At 71.9% G+C, this 21383-nt stretch carries 15 protein-coding genes and 1 pseudogene; 6 read left to right on the top strand and 10 right to left on the bottom strand.

All coding sequences use genetic code 11. The annotated features are described in order from the left end of the window. Positions 1-98: 98 nt before the first annotated feature. Positions 99-1634: a hypothetical protein gene (locus A3CQ_RS0149500; RefSeq protein ID WP_020518428.1), complete on the bottom strand. Its 1536-nt coding sequence runs from the start codon at positions 1632-1634 to the stop codon at positions 99-101. 1 nt (position 1635) lies between these two features. After that, positions 1636-3723 (bottom strand): hypothetical protein, encoded by a 2088-nt coding sequence (locus A3CQ_RS0149495; RefSeq protein WP_020518427.1) that lies wholly within the window; start codon positions 3721-3723, stop codon positions 1636-1638. Positions 3724-4523: 800 nt separating this feature from the next. Here A3CQ_RS0149495 and A3CQ_RS64315 point away from each other — a divergent pair. From A3CQ_RS64315 to A3CQ_RS56765, 3 genes and pseudogenes are all read left to right on the top strand, one after another. After that, positions 4524-5036: pseudogene (locus tag A3CQ_RS64315) on the top strand (transposase); the annotation flags it as partial. A gap of 844 nt (positions 5037-5880) precedes the next feature. Next, entirely contained in the window at positions 5881-8133 is a 2253-nt protein-coding gene (locus A3CQ_RS0149485) for an ATP-dependent Clp protease ATP-binding subunit (RefSeq protein WP_020518425.1), read from the top strand. A 120-nt stretch (positions 8134-8253) separates the two neighbouring features. Next, a complete protein-coding gene (locus A3CQ_RS56765; protein ID WP_020518424.1) occupies positions 8254-9195 on the top strand; it encodes a glycosyltransferase family 2 protein in 942 nt (313 codons plus the stop codon). Here the strand turns inward: A3CQ_RS56765 and A3CQ_RS0149475 are convergent. Further along, entirely contained in the window at positions 9192-9965 is a 774-nt protein-coding gene (locus A3CQ_RS0149475) for a DUF899 family protein (protein ID WP_020518423.1), read from the bottom strand. The genes A3CQ_RS56765 and A3CQ_RS0149475 overlap by 4 nt on opposite strands. Before the next feature lie 9 nt (positions 9966-9974). Continuing rightward, positions 9975-10889, bottom strand: coding sequence for a DMT family transporter (locus A3CQ_RS0149470; RefSeq protein WP_084699566.1), 915 nt, complete (start codon positions 10887-10889; stop codon positions 9975-9977). Positions 10890-10941: 52 nt separating this feature from the next. Here A3CQ_RS0149470 and A3CQ_RS0149465 point away from each other — a divergent pair, with 52 nt between their 5' ends. Further along, the gene (locus A3CQ_RS0149465; protein ID WP_020518421.1) at positions 10942-11502 is read left to right on the top strand and encodes a CGNR zinc finger domain-containing protein; all 561 of its coding nucleotides are present in this window, start codon (positions 10942-10944) and stop codon (positions 11500-11502) included. Here the strand turns inward: A3CQ_RS0149465 and A3CQ_RS61565 are convergent. The 6 genes from A3CQ_RS61565 to A3CQ_RS0149435 all read right to left on the bottom strand — a co-directional run bounded on the left by A3CQ_RS61565 (position 11481) and on the right by A3CQ_RS0149435 (position 18015). Then, the gene (locus tag A3CQ_RS61565) at positions 11481-12101 is read right to left on the bottom strand and encodes an AMIN-like domain-containing (lipo)protein (protein ID WP_157297265.1); all 621 of its coding nucleotides are present in this window, start codon (positions 12099-12101) and stop codon (positions 11481-11483) included. The two genes, A3CQ_RS0149465 and A3CQ_RS61565, sit on opposite strands and share 22 nt — an antisense overlap. Positions 12102-12220: 119 nt before the next feature. Continuing rightward, positions 12221-13075: an FAD binding domain-containing protein gene (locus A3CQ_RS0149455; RefSeq protein WP_020518418.1), complete on the bottom strand. Its 855-nt coding sequence runs from the start codon at positions 13073-13075 to the stop codon at positions 12221-12223. Further along, positions 13072-15438 carry a xanthine dehydrogenase family protein molybdopterin-binding subunit gene (locus tag A3CQ_RS0149450; RefSeq protein WP_020518417.1) on the bottom strand — a complete coding sequence of 789 codons (2367 nt, stop codon included), beginning with the start codon at positions 15436-15438 and terminating at the stop codon, positions 13072-13074. Before A3CQ_RS0149450 ends, A3CQ_RS0149455 begins: the two co-directional genes overlap by 4 nt. Then, positions 15435-15980 carry a (2Fe-2S)-binding protein gene (locus A3CQ_RS56755; RefSeq protein ID WP_051115581.1) on the bottom strand — a complete coding sequence of 182 codons (546 nt, stop codon included), beginning with the start codon at positions 15978-15980 and terminating at the stop codon, positions 15435-15437. The genes A3CQ_RS0149450 and A3CQ_RS56755 overlap by 4 nt, the downstream gene beginning before the upstream one ends. A gap of 87 nt (positions 15981-16067) precedes the next feature. Continuing rightward, a complete protein-coding gene (locus A3CQ_RS0149440) occupies positions 16068-17132 on the bottom strand; it encodes a vWA domain-containing protein (RefSeq protein WP_020518415.1) in 1065 nt (354 codons plus the stop codon). Beyond that, positions 17122-18015 carry an AAA family ATPase gene (locus A3CQ_RS0149435; protein ID WP_020518414.1) on the bottom strand — a complete coding sequence of 298 codons (894 nt, stop codon included), beginning with the start codon at positions 18013-18015 and terminating at the stop codon, positions 17122-17124. The genes A3CQ_RS0149440 and A3CQ_RS0149435 overlap by 11 nt, the downstream gene beginning before the upstream one ends. 136 nt (positions 18016-18151) lie before the next feature. Between A3CQ_RS0149435 and A3CQ_RS58390 the strand changes: the two genes are divergently transcribed. Both A3CQ_RS58390 and A3CQ_RS56745 read left to right on the top strand, forming a co-directional pair. Beyond that, entirely contained in the window at positions 18152-20137 is a 1986-nt protein-coding gene (locus A3CQ_RS58390) for a cellulase family glycosylhydrolase (RefSeq protein ID WP_020518413.1), read from the top strand. A gap of 42 nt (positions 20138-20179) precedes the next feature. After that, positions 20180-21383 (top strand): cation:proton antiporter (locus A3CQ_RS56745; protein ID WP_020518412.1); only part of this gene is annotated, 1204 nt, incomplete at its 3' end.

The raw sequence follows: 21383 nt of genomic DNA, 5'->3' as shown, positions 1-21383 counted from the left end.
ATCTCAGCCCGGCGGGGGCGGCAAAGGCGTGACCAGGCAACCGGGTCGCCTTGGAATACGTGGACTCTTCGTTGATTCGTACGATATAAGGGTATTTGTCAGGCGGAGATGCCGGCGTAGGTCAGCCAGCGCTCGCGGGGTGACAAGCGCAAGCGCACCTTGCCGGCGTCGATGCCGCCGAGGGCGGGCAAGCGTTCCCGGAGGCGTTCCTGGGCGGCGTCGGTGGCGTCGGTGAGCAGGCGCTGGACGGCGTTGTGGTCGCGGTGCTCCTGGGAGAGCATCACGATCAGCTTGGCGCGGCCGCGCACGACGTCTCCGCGGCACAGGCGCGACTGGGCGTAGGCGACCTCGCATCGCTGGGTGTGTGGTTGCAGGGCGGCCTGCACCTCGGCCAGCAGCGCGGGTGTGTCGACCGTGCGGTAGGGAAGTTGCCACCACAGCCAGATCGGGTACGGCACCCGGCCGGTTGTCGTGGCGCCGGTCTGCTTGCTCGACTGTGGATAGGTGCAGCGCATCGCGGGACTCAGTGCCACTTTCCAGTCCGCGATCAGGCCCTCGTCCGACTCGTCGGCGGCGGCGGGACGGTGGCCGGCGCACTGCTCCAGCCTCGGCAGCGCGTCGAGCCAGCCGCCCGACCACTGCGGGAACGGGCTGGTGGCGGCGCCGTCGACCGGCAGCACCAGGTTGATGAACGTGGTCTTGCGCATGCTGGAGATCGATGCGGCCAGCACGCCGATGCCTCGGGCCCGCAACGCGCCCACGGCCGCGGCGGTCGTCCCGGTCCGAGACGGGCCGACGACGCTCGCGATCATCGCCCGGCGGGGGGTGAGCACCGGCACCTCCGGGAACAGCCGGCCGCGCGCCTGGCGATAGCGCTCCCGGTCGAACCCGCGGATGGTGAACCACTCGCCGCGCACCCGGTTGAACCGCTGGTCGTCGAGTTTGAGGCCGAAGCCGTACTCCTCGGCGAGCGCGGCCAACTCGGTCTCGAAGTCCAGCCGCGTCCCGGACATCCGCGGATCCATCCCGATCGCGAACCGCAGGCACGGACCGACCGCATCCCGCAGCGGCTCGTTGGACCCGTCGCCGCGGTCGGATCCGTGCGGCTGCGGGACGGGGGCGACCGGCGTGTGCAGATGCAGCACCGGGGCGCCCCGCTCGGCGGCCAGGCCGGTCAGCTTCTCGATGATCAGCGCCTGCATGAGCGCCTCGCGGTAGGTCGGGGACCAGTGCGTGTTGCCCAGGGTGATCAGCACCTCGACCTTGCGGGTCGACTGGTGGATGAAGCCCGGGTTCGGCACGGCATGCCCCGAGTACGCGAACGTGTCCCGGCGCCCGGTGTGCTCCGGGAGGCCGATCTGCACCCGGCCACTGAACGCCGACATCGCCGACGGCCAGGTCGAGGTGGACACCGACAGGCCGGCCGCGGAGAAGTGCAGGAAGTCGGTCGGGAACGCGTCCGGATCCTCCTTGTCCGGGTCGGGGTCCTCGAGCGCCATCGGCAGCGGGCCGTCGTTGCCGTTCGCCGGACCGTGAATCACCGCGAACCGCACCGAGGCGGAGCTGGTGCCGGCCGCCTCGGCCGCGATCCGGGCCAGTTCGGAGGACTTCGTCGAGCTTGCGGGCAGCGTCACCTCACACCTCACCACGGGCGTCGAAGAAGTCGTCCGGCTCGACGACGCGGCGGGTGGACCGCCGGGCGTCGCGCAGCCACCGGGGCACCCGGGCCGACCGGGGCACCGAGCTGCTGCGGTGGTTCCGCCGGGCGTAGAACTCGCACAGGCAGCAGACCAGAATGACGATGAGCACGGCCAGCGCCACCTGGAAGAGCCTGGTCATCTCGAGGTCGGAGCGCACCGTGCCGATCGCGATCGCCAGTGCCGTCGTCACCACGACCGAGGCGGCGGCGAGCGACCTCTGGTACTTGTGCAGCTGACCCAGCACCGACCTCGTGCTGGGCAGGGCGAGCCGAGCCAGGAGCAGGCCGGGCACCAGCAGAAGCACCGCGACGACGGCGTCCGGCTGCTCGGGCACGAAGTCGTCGGCGACCCGGGACGAGTACAGCCAGTCGAGCCCGCCGGACAGCAGCGTCCCGATCCCCAGCACCATCAGGGCCAGCCCGGCCACCATCCGGGTGATGCTCTCGATCAGCGCCGGCGCCTCGTCGGCGAGGGCCATGTAGGCGAACGCGCGGACCGGCTCGGTGGACTGCGGGCTGAGCTCCACCGACGGCCGCCGCCAGTGCGCGTGGGCGCCGTGCTCGCGGGGATCGTTGTCCGTGGTGACGTCCCAGCCCACCTGCGCGGCGCGGAGCCCGTCGGCGATGTTCACCAGGGCCTCCCCGGCGAGTCCGGTCCGGGCCAGGTGCTGCAGCCCGTCCGCGGCGTAGTGGGCACAAAAGGCGGCGAGCACCTCGAGCGAGCAGTCACCCTCGGACAGCGCGGCGATGACCTCGTCCGACGTCAGCTCGCGGTGCGGGGGCGCCGAGCCGAGGCCGACCGGGATCGGGAGGCGGGCGAGGTAGGCCTCGTAGCTGGCCAGGTCGATCAGCCGCCGCCGGCCGAGCTCGGCCAGCCGCGACGCGATGCCCTGCATCTCCAGCTCGAGCAGCTTGTGGTGGCCGCCGAGCGGCTCCGCGCGCCCGGCCACCGACTCCAGGTCCTGGGCGAGCACCTCGACGAACTCGTCGTCGACGTTGCTGGACATCAGGAACCGCCGGACGCTGATCTCCTGCCGGACCTCCAGGGTCAGGTGGTACGCCTTGACCGAGCGCGGGATCTCGGTCTCGTACTCCACCACGAACTCCCGGTTCACCGGCAGCATGTTCTTGGCCAGCGTCTGCAGCGGCGCCGGCCGGTGCTGGGCCGGCAGCAGCGGCGCCTCCCAGGTCAGGAACCGGCGCGGCCGGTCCAGGCCGAGCTGCGCGACCAGGATGTACTGCCGGGTGGCCAGCTGCAGGAGCCGGGCGAACGGGACCATCATGTGGTCACCGCCCTCGGCCGGGAAGAGCGTGTCCAGGCCGGCCAGCGCGAGAGCACGGACGGACCGGGAGTCGCCCGGCCGTCCCTCGCCGCGGGGGGCCAGCGCGGCGTGGTCGAGCGGCGAGTGCAGCCGCTGCCCCACCGGCGACCCCACCATGATCAGCTCGGTGATCGCCGCCTCGATCAGCCACCGCGACCGCTGGTGCGTGTGCCGCAACTGGTGGATCGGGCTGGCCGGCGCCGCGACGTCCTCGTGCGCGTTGATCAGCATCGACAGCAACGCGACGAAGGCGGCGGCCGTGACCCGGTTGGCGTCGCGGTGCGTCAGCCGCGGCACGACCTCGCCGCTCGAGTCCCGGATGGCCACCGGCGCGAGATCCCGCCGGCTGTACCGCGAGACCGGCACCCACAGCGCCGCGGCCCCTCCACCCGGCGCCGCCTCGCCCGGCACCACCAGCGTGTTGCGCAGCCGCGGCGAGATGAGGTCGAGATCCACATCGACGCTGATCACCCGGCTCATGTGCCCACGGTCCATCAAGGTCAGATGCTCGGACAGCCGCGGCAGATGATCGAGCCGGAACGACAGGTCCATCAGGGCCAGCCCGAGCGCCGCGTCCCGGCTGGGAAACGTCATCGGCGCGGTCGGCACCGGGAGCGCCTGGATCAGGGTCCGCAGATGGTCCAGCGGATCACCGGCCGACCGGTCGGCGACCGCGGATCTCCCCCGGAGGTTGACCGTCATGCTGCTGCTCCTAGCGGGCACACGGAGACCGAGTGACACAGTCGCCCGTTTCAATGTCATCCTCGCCGCACCACCGTAAACGACAGCTGCTGTGTCGCCATGACGACTGCACCCCCACCCCCACCTTCAAAAGCCTCATATCGTACGAATCGACGAAGAGTCCCTGTATTCCAAGGCGATCTGGTTGCCTGGTCACGCCTTTGCCGCCCCCGCCGGGCTGAGATCGGTGGCCAACCCCATGCCGGCGCGCTCGTGTCCCTTATGGTCGGTGCGCCATCAGCCCCCGTCGAGCAAGGTTGATGCCCAACTGTGCGCACCGAACAGTTTCTCCACTAGATCCGCCGCCCGTCGGCGAACGATGAATGCCTTCTGCGCGCTGCGAACAGGAAATCGTCAACCTTCCTCGTGACGGCGACCGGCGAGATCCACCCGGCACCTCGCTCCCTGCATAAGGGGCAAACCGGTCACCGCGAGAGGCCGCGCTCACCGCAACCGGGCAGACGCCGGGCTATGGCGACCCCAGCCCCGCCACCGACCAAGCCGGACGGGCCGCACCACGCGCAACCAGGTAGATATGGGGCGAAGGCTGACCGGTCCGCACGACCCGCGCGAGTCCTTCGCCGCCGCCGAGGAGATGGACGCCCGCGCGGCCGCGCCCGCCCACCAGACGCACACGGTGCCGGCTTGGCTTCGCCGCACGCGGCGTGTGGGCGTGCCGGTGGCCAACCCCATTCCGGCGCGAAAGGGGCATGCTCGTGTCCTTATGGCCGGCCCGTCTTCGGCTCCGGGCGCAGGTGTAGGACGACGGCCAGCCGGTCGAATGGGTCATCAGCGTGGACTCCAGCGTCGTGCGTGCCCATCAGCACGCCGCTGGAGCACGCAAAAGGGGGGATCTGCCGGCGGTATCGCGATACCAGCGGCCGACGGTGAAGCGCTGGGCCGCTCCCGGGGCGGCCTGACCACCAAGATTCATCCGGCCGTCGACGGTCGTGGCCGTCCGCTCGCGGTGTTGCTGACCGCGGGTCCGGCCGGCGACAACCCGCAGCTGTTCGCATTGTTGGACGCGATCCGGGTGCACGACGGCGGCCCGGGACGGCCCCGCAAGAAGCTTCGACGGCCCAGCCACCTACCGGGCTGGGCGTGTGGAAGCGACAACGAGCACGATCGGCGGGGAGTCAGACGGTGGCGGGGTGCTGCTCGTGGCCGAGATCGAGGATGTGGACCCGGGGGTCGCCGGCGAGCCGCACCTCATAGGCCGTCGGCGGGCCGCTTGCCGGCCAGCGCGCGCCCACCAGCGTGGCCGTCCGCCCGCCCAGGCTGATCTGGGTGCCGGGCGCCTTGAGCCGGTGGGCCGCGAGCAGCACCGCGTCGAGGGTCTGCCGGGCGCCGGGGAGGGAGCCGCGCAGGCTCACCGTCCGTAGTTCGCGGCCCAGGACGAGAGTCGCCTCGGCTCGGGGGTCGCTTGCGTCGAGGGCGGCCTCGACCCGGGTCCACAGCCGCCACTGGTCGTCGTCGAGCAGGAGGCGGGCGGCTCGGTCGAGGGCGGCGCAGGTGATGTCGACCGCGGTCTCCTCGCCCAGCTCGGCCACCCACGCCAGCTCCTCGGGGCCGGGCAGCACACCGGGCGACTCGTGCGCGACCACCGCGAACAGCATCGCCAGCACCGTCTGCCGGTCGCGGCCGTCGTAGAGGCGCCCGGCGGCCGTGTGCAGCCGCGGGAAGCGGGCCGTCAGGTGGACGGCGCGGCCCAGCGGGGGAGCGGCCGCGTCGCGGGTGTCGCTCACCCGGGCGTGGAACGGGCGCTGTTCGCGGTGGGCGAACACGAGCGCGCGGTGCGGGTCGGCGATCAGCCGGGCCGCGACCGAGTAAGGCACTCCCATCTGGGCGGCGAGGGCCCGGATGGCGCGCCGGCGGGCACGGTCGTTGGCCTGGCGGCGGCGTTCGGCTCCGGTCATGGCGATCCCTCCCTTGGGCCATCGTAGGTTTCCCGTTGTACGTTGAGGGGGCAGCCGCGCCTGCACGAGCGTGCGAGCCCCCCACGCGGGCCCGCGTCGACGCCAAGAGGCTCTGACTCAGCGCACACCACCCTCACGCGCGCCCGCGTGCGCCGCCGACCGGGTGGGGTGCGTGGGGCCTCGCCGCGAGGACGTGAGTCTCGTGTTCGAACGATTCACCGACCAGGCCCGCCGCGTTGTCGTCCTGGCTCAGGAAGAGGCCCGGCTCCTCAACCACCACTACATCGGCACCGAGCACCTGCTGCTCGGTCTCATCAGCGAGGGCGACGGCGTGGCCGCGCAGGCGCTGACCGCCCTCGGCGTGACGCTCGAGGCCGCCCGCCTCGAGGTCGAGGAGGTCATCGGCGCGGGCCGGGAGGCGACGGGCGTGCACGTCCCGTTCACCCCGGACGCCAAGAACGTCCTCGAGCTCTCTCTGCGCGAAGCGCTCAAGCTGGGCCACAACCACATCGGCCCCGAGCACATCCTGCTCGGCCTCGTCCGGGACAGCGGGAACGTGGCGGCTCAGACCTTGGTCACCCTGGGTGCGGATCCCCGGCGCGTACGGGAGAAAGTCTTGCAGCTTCTGTCGGGGCACCCGGCCCTGACCGCCGCGCCGGCCCCGGCCACGTCGGCGCTGCTCGATCAGTTCGGCGAGAACCTCACCCAGCGTGCCCGGGACGGCGGACTCGATCCGGTGATCGGGCGGGACCGGGAGATCGACCGGATCATGGTGGTGCTCTCCTGCCGCACCAAGAACAACCCGATCCTGATCGGCGAGCCGGGCGTCGGCAAGACCGCGGTCGTCGAGGGGCTGTGCCGGCGGATCGTGGCCGGTGACGTGCCCGAGACGCTGCGGGACAAGCAGATCTACACCCTTGACCTGGGTACGCTCGTGGCCGGCTCGCGCTACCGCGGTGACTTCGAGGAGCGCCTCAAGAAGGTGGTCAAGGAGTGCCGCACGCGCGGCGACGTCATTCTGTTCATCGACGAGATTCACACGCTGGTCGGCGCGGGCGCGGCCGAGGGCGCGATCGACGCGGCGAGCATCCTGAAGCCGATGCTCGCGCGCGGTGAGCTGCAGACGATCGGCGCCACCACCACGGCCGAGTACCGCAAGTACTTCGAGAAGGACGCCGCGCTCGCCCGCCGTTTCCAGCCGGTGCCGATCGGCGAGCCGACCTCGGCCGAGGCCGTCGAGATCCTCAAGGGCCTGCGCAAGCGGTACGAGGAGCACCACCACGTCTCGTACACCGACGTCGCCCTGGCCACCGCGGTGACCCTGGCCGACCGGTACGTCGCCGACCGCTTCCTGCCGGACAAGGCGATCGACCTGATCGACGAGGCCGGCGCGTGGGCGCACATCCGCCCGCGCGCCGACGGGCGGGTCGGCGGCGAGCAGATCGCCGAGGTCCTCGCGAACTGGACGGGAATCCCGGTGCAGCGGCTGACCCAGGAAGAGACGTCCCGCCTGCTCCGGATGGAGGACGAGCTGCACAAACGCATCATCGGGCAGGAGGAGGCCGTACGCGCCGTCGCGCGGGCCATCCGGCGTACGCGCGCGGGGTTGAAAGATCCCAAGCGGCCGTCCGGCTCGTTCATCTTCGCCGGCCCGTCCGGTGTCGGTAAGACTGAGCTGTCCAAGGCGCTCGCGGAGTTCCTGTTCGGCTCCGAGGACGCGCTGATCCAGCTGGACATGTCGGAGTTCCACGACCGGTACACGGTTGCGCGGCTGGTCGGTGCGCCTCCCGGGTACGTGGGCTACGACGAGGGTGGTCAGCTGACGGAGAAGGTGCGTCGCAAGCCGTTCTCGGTGGTGCTGTTCGACGAGATCGAGAAGGCCCACCCGGACGTCTTCAACACGCTGCTGCAGATTCTTGAGGACGGCCGCCTGACCGACAGTCAGGGCCGGACGGTCGACTTCAAGAACACGGTCATCATCCTGACCACCAACCTCGGCAGCCGCGATGCCGCCAAGCCCTTCTCACTCGGCTTCCAGACCGACGGCGGCGGGCAGGACCGGATGGCGGCCAAGGTCAACGACGCGCTGAAGCAGCACTTCCGCCCCGAGTTCCTCAACCGCATCGACGACACCGTCGTGTTCCCCCGGCTGACCGAAGCCGACGTGCTCGCCATCGTCGACGTGCTGCTGGCCCGGGTCGACCTGCGCCTGCGCGACCGCGACATGGGCGTCGAGGTCACCGACGCGGCCCGCCGCCACCTCGCGGCGACGGGCTTCGACCCCGCGTTCGGCGCCCGCCCGCTGCGCCGGGCCATCCAGCGTCAGGTCGAGGACGTCCTGGCCGAACGCATCCTGCTCGACCAGCTCCACCCCGGCCAGGTCGTGGTGGTCGACTGCGAGGAGTCGGCGCTGGTCTTCCACGAGCGCGAGGTCCCTTCGGTGGCCCTCGCCTGACCGGTTCGGCCGAGCCCAGCGCCCAATCGGCCATGTCCGGAATTTTCCGGATTTGTTAGCGTTGGTGCTGACGGTCCGCCGCCCCCATGGACCGCCGGCACCAACGACGAAGGGCTCCCCATGACGCAGGATCGCCGCAGTACCGTGCGCCCCACGCCGGATCGCCGCCGGAGCGAGCCCGGTGGCCCGCGCCGCGCGCCCCTGGTCAGCGTCGTCATCCCGACGCTGAACGAGGAACTGAACCTGCCGCACGTGTTCGGCGCCCTGCCGGCCGGGCTGCACGAGGTCGTCCTGGTGGACGGCGGTTCGGTCGACAACACGGTGGCCGTCGCGCGCCGGCTGCGCCCCGACGTGATCGTGGTGCGCCAGACCCGTACGGGCAAAGGAAATGCTCTGGCCAGCGGCTTCGCCGCCTGCACCGGCGACGCCATCGTGATGATCGACGCGGACGGCTCGACCGACCCCGCCGAGATCAACAGCTTTGTCGAGGCGCTGATCAACGGCGCCGAGTTCGCCAAGGGCTCCCGCTTCGGCGAGGGCGGCCACAGCCACGACATCACCCCGCTGCGGCGAGCCGGCAACATGGGCCTCAACCTGTTCGTGAACCGGCTCTTCGGGACCAAGTTCACCGACCTCTGCTACGGCTACAACGCGTTCTGGCGCCGCGCGGTGCCGGTGATGGACCTGCCCGCGACCGACCTGCCGGCGCCCGCCGACGGGCGCAAGCTGTGGGGCGACGGCTTCGAGATCGAAACCCTGATCAACATCCGGGTCGCCGCCAGCGGCCTGCGGGTGCGCGAGGTGTCCAGCGTCGAGCACCTGCGCATTCACGGCGCGAGCAACCTCAACACCTTCCGCGACGGCGCCCGGGTGCTGCGCACCATCCTCAGCGAGTTCCGCCGCCGCGGGGCCCAGCGCCGCACGGAGGCGAAGGCGGCGGCGTTCACCCGCGCCGTGAGCCCCGAGAAGCTCGTCCCGGTGCTCGCCGTTCCCGGCGGCAAGTGGTACGGCACCGTGGAGGGGCTGCTGACCGCGGAGACCAAGGTCCCGCGGACGCTTTAGCCGAGGTAGTCGGAGTGACCGTCGGCGAGTCGTGGCCATTGGGCGCTCGGGCGTCCGCCCGGCCACGTCGACGCCGGCGGCCAGTCCGGCGCTCCGCCGTCGGTCCGGGTGTTCGTGCACTCCTGTGGCCGGCCGGCGGGGGAGTCCTCCCACTTCTCCTGGCGCCCGTACGCGGTGAGGTCCATGAGCGCGTAGCTGTTGTCCAGCGCCTCGACGCCGCGGCGCTTGGTCCAGTACGTCTCGAAGACGCGGTCGCCGTCGCGCAGGTAGCACACCAGGTGGAACAGGCCGATCTCGCGCCCGGTCAGCAGGGTGCCGAGCGACGGCTGCGCCGAGTACCACGGCATCCGCCAGCCCAGGAATTCGCGGTAGCGCAGGCTCTCGTCGTACGACTTCTGAGCGTCGGCGAATCCGGACGAGACGTTGCGGCCCTGGCAGAAGACGGCGTAGGTGATGTCGCGCGAGTGCAGGTACGCCAGCTCGACGACCTGGCTGGTGTAGAACGTGCAGCCCTCGCACTGTTCGGCCGCGGGCCGGCCGGGGTTCCACATGAAGTAGTACGCGGTCAGCAGCCGCCGCCCCTCGAACGTCTCGAGCAGGGTGACCGGGCCGTCCGGGCCGATCAGCTCGAGCCCGGCGTCCACCTCGACCATGGGCAACCGGCGGCGGGCCGCGGCGATCGCGTCGCCCTCGTGGGTGTGCGCCTTCTCCCGTACGCGCAATCGGCTCAGCTCGGCCTCGAAGCTCGCGCGGTCCGTCACGTCGGTCATGGTGACTTCTTACCCATTTGATCCGGCCCTAACGGCGACCCGCTCGGGTTCTGGTTGCCGCCGGGCGGAGGGACGGAGGGTCAGCCGCAGGCCGGCCGCGGCGACGGCGAGGCCCACCACGGTGGTGGCTCCCAGCGGTGCGCCGAGGATCGGCCAGGCCGCGATCGCGGTGACGGCGGGCACGACGAACAGCAGGCTGCTGGCGCGGGTCGCGCCGCGCTGCCGGATCAGGGCGAAGAACAGCAACGGACCCAGTACGCCCGGAATCAGCGCGATCCAGAGCAGCGACCCGATCGCGCGGGCCGTTTCGGGGATCGCGAGCGAGCCTTCCAGGGGCGCCCACACCGCCATCACCAGCGTCGCGGCGGCGACCTCGGTCGCCGCGAGTGCGGCCGGTCCCGCGCTGGTCCTCAGCCGGCCCTGCAGGAGAGTCCCGGCGGCGAGCCCGGCCAGGCCGAGCAGCGTCCAGGCGAGGGCGGCCAGGGTCGGGGGACGGCCGAGCCGGTCGGCCAGCGTGATCGCGACCCCGGCGACGCCCAGGGCGATGCCCGCCCATTGCCGCGCCGAGAGCCGGTCCCACCCCAGTGCGGCACTGGCCGCCGCGACGAGCAGGGGAGAGGAGCAGGCGATCAGCGCGGTCGTGGCGGCCGGGGTGCCGTTGGCCATGCCGATGTAGAGGCCGCCGAACTGCACGGTGAACAACAGCACGCCGACCGCGGCGGCGGCGCCGAGGACGCGGCCTCGCGGCCAGGTCTCCCGCCGGTGGCCGGCGATCCCGGCGAGAAGGAGGCCGCCGAGCAGGAACCGCCACAGGTTGGCGGCCAGCGGGGCGATGGCCGTGGCGGCGACCGAGCCGCCGATGTACCCGCTGCTCCACACGCCGATGAACAGGGCGCCGTTCCGGTCCACTTGTAACGACTTCATGCGTTACACGCTAGCCCTCGCGCGTAACGTGTCAAGCCGTTACCATGACCTCATGAGTAAGTTCCGCACCGGGAACGGCGCCGACTGGCTGGATCTGCTGGCGACCCGGCTCGGCCGCTACCAGCGCAAACAGGTCGAGATGCTCGCCGACCCCGCCGCGCTGGCGGCCTGGCTTCGTGAGCACGGGATGGAGCCGGTCACCGAGGTCACAGCGGCCGACGTCGAGGCCGTCCGGTCATTGCGCGAGGCCCTTCATCGAGCGGCCACCGCGACCGTGCACGGGGAACGGCCGGCGGCCGAGGACGTGCGGCTCGTGCAGGAGGCGCTGGCCTCGGACCGGCCCTTGGAAGTCCGTTCCGGCGACGCGGGGCTGGAGCTGACCCAGCCCGCCGACGTGTCCGTCGCGCTGGCCTGGCTGGCCCGCCAGGCGGCCGTCGACCTGACCGGTCCGACCCGGGAGCGGCTGCACGCCTGCGGCGACGAGACCTGCTCGGGAATCTTTGTCGACCACACCGGCCGGCGGCGCTGGTGCTCGGACGAGCGCTGTGGCGTGCGCAGCCGGGTGCGGGCTCACCGGGCCCGCGCCCGGGATCAGACCGCGACGTCGATGTAGATGCGGTTGCTCAGCTCGCCGATGTGGTACTTCCGTACGCCGTTCACGCCCAGGGCGATCGAGACGTACCCCTCGTAGTCACCGGTGATCGCGTAGGCCTTGACGCCGGCGAGGCCGGTGCGGTGGATGCCGGTCACGGTCGCGGTGCCGTCGGCCCGGTGCGCCTGGGCCGGGTGGAGCACGATCAGCAGAAAGGCGCTGCCGGGTACCGCGACCGGCTCGTCGGAGCCGTCCCGGCGTACTTCCTTCACGTACTTGGCCGAGTAACCGGGCAGGGCGCCCGGAATGTCGAGCACGATCCGGTCGTAGCCGTCTTCGTGCGCGGCGTAGCGAACTCCGGTGAGCACGGGAACCGGCGGAACCGGCGGATCGTGCTTGACGGTGACCGGGGTCGTCGCCCAAGCGGTGGAACTACTCGTCGCGGCGGTGGCGGATCTCGGCGCGGTCGTGGCCTGCCGGGCCTCCGTCGTGAGTGGGGTGGAGATGGCCGAGGTCGCCGGCGTCGGCGTACGGGGCGTGGCGGTCGGGGTCGAAGTGCCGGCGCAACCGCCGGCAACTGTGAGTGCGGCAAGGACGATGAGTGCGTTGGTTCCCTTCATGGCCTGTGGCCTCCGTCTTTTGCAGGGTGAGACCAGGCTAGGAACTTCACGCGGCGTTGTAGTCCCGGATTCGTGCCGTGACGGCCGGGGCTGAGCGGGCCGCTCAGCCCCGGCCGACGCTAGACGCCGGCGGCCGCGGCGACCGCCCGGCCGGCGAGCACCTGGACGAGGTGACGCCGGTACTCGGCGGAGGCGGTCAGGTCGTCTCTCGGCGAGGTGCCCTCGGCCGCGACCGCGCACGCCTGCTCGATGGCGGCCCGGTCGGCGGCGCAGCCGGCCAGTGCCTGCTCGAGCGCGGTCGCCCGGAGCGCCGTCGGGCCCATGTTGGTCAGCGTCACGCGGGCCGACGCGATGGCGCCGTCGTCGCGCCGCACCATCGCCGCCACCCCGACGATCGCCCAGGCCTGCACCATCCGGTGGAACTTCTCGTAGTGCGAGCCCCATCCCTCGAGCTTCGGCACCTGGACCTCGACGAGCACCTCGTCGTCGCCGAGCGCCGTGGTGAACAGGTCGACCGCGAAGTCGGACGCCGGGACCACCCGCCGGCCGTTCGGGCCGGCCAGCACGTACCGCGCCTCCACCGCGGCGGCCGCCGCGGGCATGTCGGCCGCCGGGTCGGCGTGCGACAGCGAGCCGCCCAGCGTGCCGCGATGACGGACCTGCCGGTCGCCGATCGTGGCCGCCATGGTCGCCAGCAGCGGGGCGAACTGGCGTACGAGCGGCGATGTCGACACCTCGTCGTGCGTGGTCATCGCGCCGATGACCAGGGAGTCGCCCTCCTCGCGCACGCCGCGGAGCTCGGGCACGCCGCCCAGGTCGACCAGCAGGCTCGGGGCCGACAGCCGCAGCCGCAGCACCGGGAGCAGGCTCTGCCCGCCGGCCAGGATCTTGGCGTCCTCCCCGGCCCCGGCGAGCGCGGCGACCGCCTCGTCCACGCTGGAGGCGCGCAGGTAGTCGAAAGCAACCGGGATCATGAGGCACCGCCAGCTCTGATCGCCCGCCAGACCCGTTCCGGCGTGCACGGCATCGGGACGTCGCGCACCCCGAACGGGCGGAGCGCGTCGACGATCGCGTTGACCACGGCGGGGGTCGCCGCGATCGCGCCGGCCTCGCCGACGCCCTTGACGCCGAGCGGGTGCGTCGTGGCCGGGGTCTCGGTGCGGTCGGCGACGATGTCCGGCAGGTCGGCCGCCGTCGGCGGCGTGTAGTCGACGAACGAGCCCGTCACCAGCGTGCCCGACTCGTCGTAGACGGCCTCCTCGTGCAGCGCCTGCGCGATGCCCTGGGCGACGCCGCCGTGCACCTGCCCTTCGACGATGGTCGGGTTGATCACCTTGCCGACGTCGTCGACCGCCACGTACTTGCGGATGTCCACGCGCCCGGTCCGGGTGTCGACCTCGACCGCGCACAGGTGCGTGCCGTGCGGGAACGAGAACGTCTGCGGGTCGAACGTCGCGTCCGCGTCGAGCGACGCCTCGATGCCGTCCGGCAGGTCGTGCGCCGCGAACACGGCGAAGGCGGCGTCGGCGATGGTCTTCGCCGCGTCCGGCGTGCCCCGCACCCGGAACGCGCCGCCGGTGAACTCCAGGTCGTCGGGACTGCACTCGAGCATGTGCGCGGCGACCGTACGGGCCTTGTCGCGCACCTTGCGGCAGGCCTCCACGAGCGCGATGCCGCCGACCGCGAGCGACCGGGAGCCGTACGTGTCGAGGCCCTTGTAGGAGGAACGGGTGTCGCCGTGCAGCACCTCGACGTCGTCGAAGTCCACGCCGAGCTCGTCGGCGACGATCTGGCTCCACGCCGTCTCGTGCCCCTGCCCGTGCGGGCTGGTGCCGGTGACCACCTCGACCTTGCCGGTCGGCAACACGCGCACGGCGGCCGTCTCCCAGCCGCCCGCCGCATAGCGCAGCGCGCCGAGGATGCGTGACGGAGCAAGACCACACATTTCCGTGTACGTCGAGGTGCCGATGCCCAGTTGCACCGGGTCGCCGGACGCACGGCGGTCCGCCTGCTCGGCGCGCAGCTTGTCATAGCCGAGCAGCGCGAGCGCTTTGGCCGTGGCCGCGTCGTAGTCGCCGGAGTCGTAGACGAGCCCCGCCACCGTGGTGAACGGGAACTCCTCCTTCTTGATCCAGTTGCGCCGGCGTACCTCGATCGGGTCGAGGCCGAGCTCGACGCCGAGGTCGTCCATCGCGCGTTCGAGCGCGTAGGTCGCCTCCGGCCGGCCGGCGCCGCGGTAGGCGTCGGTGATCACCGTGTTGGTGAAGACGCCGGTGCACTCGAAGCGGTAGGCGGGGAACTTGTAGATGCCGTTGTACATGAACGCGCCGAGGATCGGCACGCCCGGCCCGACCAGCCCGAGGTAGGCGCCCATGTTGGCGATTAGCTTCACCGAGATGCCGGTGACCGTGCCGTCCCGGCGCGCGGTGAGCCGTACGTCCTGGATCATGTCGCGGCCGTGGTGCGCCGAGAGCATCGTGTCGCTGCGCGTCTCGGTGTACTTGACCGGGCGGCCGATCCGCCGCGCGGCCATGAACGTGATCAGCTCTTCCGGCGTCACCTGCAGCTTGCCGCCGAAACCGCCGCCGACGTCGGGGGCGATGACCCGCACCTTGTGCTCGGGCGTCCCGGTCAGCAGGGCGTAGAACACCCGCAGGATGTGCGGGATCTGGGTCGCCGACCAGATCGTGTACTCGCCCGCGCCCGGGTCGACGATGACGCTGCGCGGCTCCATGAACGCGGGGATCAGCCGCTGCTGGACGTAGCGCCGCTCGATCACGACCTCGGCGTCGGCCGCGGCGGCGTCGGTGCCGGTGCCGGCCGCCGCCGAGTCGAAGATCCAGGTGTACGACTTGTTGGTGCCCTTGTCGGGGTGCACCAGCGGGGAGCCGTCGGCCAGCGCCTCCTCGAGGTCGAGCACGGGCGTCAGCGGCTCGTAGTCCACGTCGATCGCCTCGAGCGCGTCCATCGCGCTGGACCGGTCGCGCGCGACGACGACCGCGACGGCCTCGCCGTGATAGCGCACCGCGTCGACCGCGAGCGGCGGCCGGTCGGGGTGCACGATGTCCTCGGTCACCGGCCACGCGCACGGCAGGCTGCCCTGTACGTCCGCGACGTCGGCGCCGGTGAACGCGGCCACCACGTTGGGCCGGTCCAGGGCCGCCGAGACGTCGATCGAGGTGATCCGGGCCGACGCGAACGGGCTGCGCAGGATCGCCATGTGCAGCATTCCGGGCAGCGTGATGTTGTCGGTCCACTGGGTGCGGCCGGTGATGAGCCGGGCGTCCTCCTTGCGAAGACGGCCGGCGCCGACCTGGCGGTCCTCGGTGACGGTCACCGTCGCACCTCCGTGACCTGGGCGCGGAGCTCGGCCCCGGCGGCTCGTACGGCCCGGACGATGTTCTGATAGCCGGTGCAGCGGCAGAGGTTGCCGGAGAGGCCGTCGCGGATCTCGTCGTCGGTCGGGTCCGGGTTGTCGCGGAGCAGATCGACCGCCGAAATGATCATGCCAGGGGTGCAGAACCCGCACTGCAGGCCGTGCAACTCGTGGAAGGCCCGCTGCACGGCGTGCAGGGAGCCGTCGGGGCCGGCCAGGCCCTCGACCGTGGTGACGTTCGCGCCGTCGGCCTGCACGGCGAGGACCGAGCAGCTCTTGACGCTGTGGCCGGGATCATCGGCGGTGCCCAGGAGGACGGTGCACGAGCCGCAGTTGCTGGTGTCGCAGCCGATGACCGTGCCGACTTTGCCGATCGTCTCCCGGAGGTAGTGGACCAGGAGAGTACGTGACTCGACGGTGTCGGTGTACCGGCTGCCGTCGACGGTCACGGAGATGCTGGATGTTGAGGTCGCCTGCGAAGGCGCGGCGGTTCCCGAAGACATGGTGCCTCCCGCGGTCAGCCCCGCGGCGGACGCGCGCGGGCCACTGCACAGTGGTGAGTTTCCTCACACACATGGACCTGCGCAAGGTCACAGCGACGCCTCGCGCAGCAGTTCCTCGATCGCGGCGACACTGTGCCCGGCGACAAGCGCGTCGACATGCGGCAGAACCGCGGCCAGACCGCCGGCCGTCGGCGCGAAACCCGGCCGCCCGGCGTGCGGGGTCGCCCAGATCAGCCGGTGCGCGAGCCGGCGTATGTGTGCCGCCGCCGCACCGAGCTCGGCCGGATCCCCTCGCTCCCAGCCGTCGCTGAACACGACCACGACGGCGCGCCGGGCGACCCCGCGATGCCCGTACCGGCGCAGGAACTCCGTGAGCGTGTCGGCGAGCCGGGTGCCGCCGCGCCAGTCCGGGATCGCCTGCCCGGCCGCACGCAGCGCGACCTCCACGTCCGGGGAGAGCAGCGCCGGCGTGACCCGGGTCAGCCGGGTGCCGAGCGTGTAGACCTCCGTCCATCGCGGACGGCCCTGGACCAGCGCGTGCCCGAGCCGGAGCAGCGCGTCCGCGTACGGCGCCATCGAGCCGGAGACGTCGGCGAGCAGCACGAGCCGGCGCGGCCGGGGACGGCGGGCGCGGCGGGCCAGCAGGCGGGGCTCGCCGGCCGCGCGCAGCATCGCCCGCATCGTCCGCGGCGGGTCGGGCCGTCCCCGGTGCCAGGGCCGGTACCGCCGGCCGGGGCGCCGCGGGTCGACGGTCGCGGCCAGCGTCAGCAACCGCATGGCCTCGGCCCGCTCGGCCGCCGACAAGGTGGCCAGGTCCCGGTGGCGCAGCACCTCCGCGCCGGCGGCCTTGACCGCGAGGCCGGGATCGCCGGCGACGGCCTCGTCCCGCGCCGACTCCGTGCGGAACAGCGTGCGCTCGGGCAGCCGGCGCACCTGCCACGGGGTGCCCCTCGGCTCCGCGTCCCGGGTGAACCCGGCGAACGCCGCGTCGAACCGGGCGATGTCGTCCGGCGAGCCGCACAGCGTCAGGCGGGCCGCCCAGTACAGGAGGCCGGGGCCGGTCGCGTCCACCGCCCGGAACATCGCCTGGACCCGGTCCGGCGTCGCCGGCACGCCGGCCGCGCGCACCGCGGCCACCAGGTCAAGGAGCATCCGTCGCCTCGACGAGATGGTCGAGCGGCAGCGCGCGTACGCGGTCGATGTCCTCCTTGACCTTGAGCACCGCCCCGAGCGTCACCGCCGTGATCTCGGCGCCGAGCGTGTCGGCGCCGAGCGCCCCGATCGCCGCCGCCCAGTCGACGGCCTCGGCCACCCCGGGCGGCTTGACCAGGTCGAGCGCGCGGAGCCGGGCCGTCGCGGCGGCGATCTGCACGGCCAGGCGCTCGGTCACCCCGGGCAGCCGCACGCGCAGGATCGCCGCCTCCCGCTCCGGCGACGGGTGCCCGACCCAGTGGTACAGGCACCGCCGCTTGAGCGCGTCGTGCACCTCGCGGGTCCGGTTGCTGGTCACCACGACCAGCGGTGGCTCGGCCGCGGCGATCCGGCCCAGCTCCGGAATGGTCACGGCGGCGTCGGCCAGCAGCTCGAGCAGGAACGCCTCGAACTCGTCGTCCGCCCGGTCGACCTCGTCGATGAGCAGCACGCAGGGCGCCTGCTCGATCGCCTGCAACAGCGGCCGGGCGACCAGGAAACGCCGGTCGTAGAGGCCGGCCTCGAGATCCTCGGCGCTCGCCGTGCCACCGGCGGCGGCCTCCACGGCCCTCAGGTGCAGCACCTGGCGCGGGAAGTCCCAGTCGTAGAGGGCCTGCGCCGCGTCGAGCCCTTCGTAGCACTGCAGCCGGACGAGGGGAAGTTCGGTCGCCTCGGCCAGGGCACTCGCGAAGGCCGTCTTGCCCACGCCCGCGTCGCCCTCGAGGAAGACGGGCCGGTGCAGCTTGAGGGCGAGGAAGCCGGCGACCGCCAGCCCGTCGTCGGCGAGATAACCGGCCGCGGCCAGCGCCTTGGCCAGAGCGGCGGGGTCGGCGTATCCGGGCACGGCTCCACTATGCGCGTACGGAGATCCGCTGGCTACCGCCCGTTGCTTTCGGATACCCGCCGCCCTAGCTTGAACATCGGTCATGGTCGATGAGCCCGGCATCGATCCCCACATCGATCCTCAAGGAGACCATGGCATGAGGAGACGCTTCGTCGCCGTCCTCGCGATCGTGGCCGGCGCGCTCGTCGCGGCCGATCCCGCCGCCGCGGCACCCGCGACCCACCCCGCCGCGAACGCCGGCTTCGTCACCCGGGCCGGCAGCACGCTCAAGCTGAACGGGAAGCCGTTTCGCTTCGGCGGCACCAACAACTACTACTTGTTCTACAAGAGCCCGGCGATGGTCGACGACGTCTTCGCCGACGCACGGACGGCCGGCTTCGACGTCCTGCGGACCTGGGCGTTCGGCCTGATCGGCAATGCCGACGGCAGCAACTCGGTCGCCCCCGCCCCGGACGGCGTGTACTTCCAGTACTTCGACGGTGCGAAGCCGGCCTTCAACGACGGCCCGGACGGGCTGGAACGCCTCGACTACGTCGTCGACGCCGCCCGGCGAGCCGGGCTGCGGCTGGTGCTGCCGCTGACCAACAACTGGTCCGACTTCGGCGGCATCGACCAGTACGTCCGCTGGCGCGGCGCCACGCACCACGACGACTTCTACACCGACCCGGTGATCAAGGGCTGGTACAAGGAGTACCTCGATCACATCCTCAACCGGGTCAACACCATCACCGGCGTCCGGTACCGGGACGACCCGACGATCATGATGTGGGAACTCGGCAACGAGCCGCGCTGCAAGGGCTCCGGCATCTACCCGCAAAGTGCCGCGTGTACCACGGCCACGGTGACCGGCTGGGCCGGCGAGATGTCGGCGTACCTCAAGTCGCTCGACCCGCACCACCTGGTCGGCGTCGGCGACGAGGGCTTCTTCTGCGACGGGCCGGACGCGCCGGACTGGATCGACAACTGCGGCGAGGGCGTGGACAGCATCGCGCTGTCGTCGCTGCCGGCCGTCGATGTGATGTCGTACCACCTGTACCCGGACAGTTGGGGCAACCGCACCGCGGCGTGGGCCGACGGCTACATCACCCGCCACAACACGGCCGCCAGGCAGATCGGCAAGCCGGCGATGCTGGGCGAGTTCGGCTGGAAGGACAAGGCCACCCGCAATCCGGTCTACCAGGACTGGCTCGACACTTTCACGCGTACGGGCGGGAATGGTTTCCTGTATTGGATCTTGTCGGGATCGCAGGACGACGGCACGTTGTACCCGGATTACGACGGGTTCACCGTCTACTGCCCGAGCCCGGTCTGCACCACGATCTCGAACGCCACCCTCGAGATCGGGCACGGGCAACGGTCGCTGCCGCCGGTCGCCGACAACGACACCGCCACCACCGAGGCGAACACGGCGGTGACCCTGCAACCGGCCGCCAATGACATCGCCTATCGCACCAAGGTTCGCCCGGCCAGCCTGGACCTCGACCCGGCCACGGCCGGACGGCAGACCACCGCGACCGTCGCGGGCGGCACGTTCACCGCCGACGGCGCGGGGGCGGTCACGTTCACCCCGATCGCGGGATTCGCCGGGCGCGCCGTCGCGTCGTACGTCATCAAGGATCTGGCGGGTCGATCGTCCAATGTGGCGACGGTGACCGTCACGGTCAAGCCGGACCCGGCCGCCACGCAGGTGCTCTTCTCGTTCGAGGACGGCGTCGAGGGCTGGGCGTCCGCGTCCTGGCAGGCCAACGGCGGCACGGTCGAGCAGACCACCGAGTTCGCCACCGCCGGAACGCACGGCCTGCGGGTCGTGGCGGCCGACGGCGGCTGGTTCGGCGTCACCTTCGCCGAGCCGGTCGACATGTCCCGGCGATCGGCGCTGAAGTACGACCTGCGCACCGGCCCGGCCGCCGGCACCAACGCGGCGATCGCGGTGCAGACCGGCGCCGGATTCGCCTGGTGCCAGTCCGGCTTCAGCTGGATCAACCAGGACAACACGACCACGGCGTCGATCGACCTGCAGACCGGGATGTCGTGCGACAGCGCGGCGCTCGGCGACGTCCGGGTGCTCTGGGTCTACATCAACCCGGGCACGGTCGACCTGGACAGCGTGCGGCTCGAGTAGGTTCATTCGTGCCGGGTGAGGTGTGCGGGCGCGGGTGTCGTGATGCTCGCGATCGTGGGCACGCTGCTGACCGTCGGGGTCGTTCTGATCGCGTACGCGGCGACGTCCGCCCTGCTCGACCGGCGGGGCGTGACGTCGGCGATCGTGTTCATGACCGCGGGCCTGGTGGTCGGCGGGGCCGGCTGGTTCGGCGCCGGGGCGGAGAGCGAGGTGGCGCAGCGGGTCACCGAGCTCGCCCTGGTGCTCCTGCTGTTCAGCGACTCGGCCCGGATCGACCTGCGGGCGCTGCGGAGCCATGTGGCCTGGCCGGGCCGGTTGTTGCTGATCGGGTTGCCGCTGACCATGCTGCTGGGGATCGGCGCCGGCCTGCTGATCTTCCCCGGGATCGGGTTCGCGGGCGCGTTCCTGCTGTCGACGATGCTCTGCTCGACCGATGCCGCGCTCGGCCAGCGCGTCGTGGAGGACCCGGCGGTGCCCGCCCGCGTACGGCAGGCACTGGATGTGGAGAGCGGGCTCAACGACGGGCTGGCCGTGCCGTTCTTCCTGGTGGCTCTGGACATCTCGCTGGCCACGCTGGACCGCGGAGTGCCGTCGGCCGTGTTCCACAACGCCGCTTCGCAGATCGGCTGGGGACTGGTCGGCGGCGTCGGCGTCGGCGTCCTCGCCGGTCTGCTGTTCCGATGGTCTGAAGGTAAGGGCTGGCTCCACGGCCAATGGGTCCAACTGTTCACCATCGCCTCGGCGCTGACCGGGTACGCGCTGGCGGTCACGCTCGGCGGCAGTGGGTTCATCGCCGCGTTCGTCGGCGGCATGGCGTTCGGTCACGTGTCCCGCGAGCACGGTCTGCGGGCCACCTACTTCACGGAGGAGACGGGGAACCTGCTGGCCGCCGTCACCTGGATCGGCTTCGGCGCGGTGGCCGTCCGCCACGTGTGGGCGGAGATCACCTGGCAGGTCATCGCGTACGCGGTGCTGAGCCTGACGGTCGTGCGGATGATCCCGGTGGCGGTCGCCCTGGCCCGCACCGGCGCCGGGTGGCCGACGGTCGCGTTCGTCGGGTGGTTCGGCCCGCGCGGTCTCGCCACGGTGGTGTTCGCCCTGATCGCCTTCGAGCACGGCATCCCGGACGCGGACCCGGTGCTGACCACGGTCGTCGTCACCGTGGCGCTGAGTGTCGTGCTGCACGGCCTGACGGCGTTGCCGCTGGTCGCCGCATACCGGCGCTGGTACGACGGCACCGGCGCGG

Origin of the sequence: Paractinoplanes globisporus DSM 43857, assembly GCF_000379645.1 — a bacterium.
Classification (GTDB): domain Bacteria; phylum Actinomycetota; class Actinomycetes; order Mycobacteriales; family Micromonosporaceae; genus Actinoplanes; species Actinoplanes globisporus.
This window is presented reverse-complemented; position numbering and strand designations above follow the sequence as displayed.